Here is a 1,698-nt window from a genome sequence, read left to right as displayed (position 1 = left end):
AACTTTATTAGTGCAACTGATTGAAAAATTAGGGCTGAATCTTCCTGATCCAGTTAATCCTCCTATCTTTATAGATAACTTAATAGAAGCATTCATGCCTTATTTATTAGCATCTGAAACTGTTTTTGAATTATTAAAAAACAAATTATATGCCTATTATGAATTTTCCTACTATCATATATCAATTTATTTTGCAAAAATTGCGTTAAAATTACAACCTAATAATCCAGATTGTATGAGAATAATTATTTTTGCTATACAAAAAATAGGTAAAAATTATCAAGAATCTATTGATTGGATAAATAAATATTTGGCAGTTTCTGAAGAAGTGATTGATCAAATATTGGGTAATCATTTTTTATTACTAGCATTATTAAGTTCTTGTGGTAATTGGGAACAATCAGTTCAAGCCTACGAAAAATATAAATTACATTTATCTAGTTTGTTAAATACTAAAACAGAAAGTGAAAGTGTATATCAAATTATTCCAGTAGGTGCATTTTTGCTATACATGGAAGATAAACCCAGGGAAAATCGCCTAATTCGTAATAGATTAGCTACTTTATGTCAACAAATGCTATGGAAAAAGTTTCCTGAGAATGTTCAGACTTATCAACAACGTTTTCAGTCATCTCGTCCTAGTTTGAGTGAGCGTCCTCTGAGAATAGGATATTTATCAGAATGTTTTCGTACTCATTCTGTTGGTTTCTTGGCTTGGTGGTTATTAAAATATCATAATCGCCAACAATTTGAAATTCATTTATATTCTTTAAGCCATTTTTCTCAGGATTTACAACAACAAGCTTATGCTAAAGAATTTGGTGATTATTTTCATCAGGAATCTCGCACAATGCTAGAAATAGCAGATCAAATTAATCAAGATGAAATAGATATATTAGTTGATTTAGATAGTATCACTTCTTACAAAGATTGCGCTATTTTATCTATGAAACCTGCACCAATTCAAGTTAGTTGGCTAGGATATGATGCTACAGGTTGTCCGACTGTGGATTATTTTATTGCTGATAATTATGTATTACCAGAATCAGCACAGGATTATTATAGTGAAAAGATTTGGCGACTGCCAGAAAATTATATTGGCATTGATGGTTTTACTGTGGGAACACCAACTATTAGTAGAGAATCTTTAGATATTGATGAAGATGGAATTGTTTATTTTAGTTCCCAAACCGGATTCAAACGTAATCCTGATAATATTCGCTTACAAATGCAAATTATTAACCAAGTTCCTAATAGTTATTTTCTACTGAAAAGCCATCTGACAAATCATCAGGATTTAGAAAATTTTATCAATCCAATTGCACAAGAAGAAGGTGTTGATTTAAAACAGTTAAGGTTTTTACCTTCTACATCCACAGGTACAGAACATCGTGCTAATATAGCGATCGCGGATATTGTGTTAGATACCTATCCCTACAACGGTGCAACCACAACCCTAGAAACATTATGGATGTGTATTCCCATAGTTACGAGGGTAGGAGAACAATTTGCAGCCCGTAATAGCTATACAATGATGATGAATGTGGGAGTAACTGAAGGTTTAGCTTGGAGTGATGAAGAGTATGTAGAATGGGGTGTAAAGTTGGGTAAAGATGAAAAATTAAGACAAGAAATAGTGTGGAAACTGAAAAAGGTCACGACAAACATCTCCCCTCTGGAATGGTAAGAAGTTTGCGC

The 1,698-nt window shown here is 32.3% G+C and carries 1 protein-coding gene; it reads left to right on the top strand.

The genetic code is table 11. From position 1 onward, the window contains the following. A partial coding sequence (locus FJR38_RS07050) for a hypothetical protein (protein WP_254449374.1) occupies positions 1-1,687 on the top strand: 1,687 nt, incomplete at its 5' end. Positions 1,688-1,698 lie beyond the last annotated feature (11 nt).

The organism is Anabaena sp. UHCC 0253, assembly GCF_009712085.1.
Classification (GTDB): Bacteria; Cyanobacteriota; Cyanobacteriia; order Cyanobacteriales; family Nostocaceae; genus Dolichospermum.
This window is presented reverse-complemented; position numbering and strand designations above follow the sequence as displayed.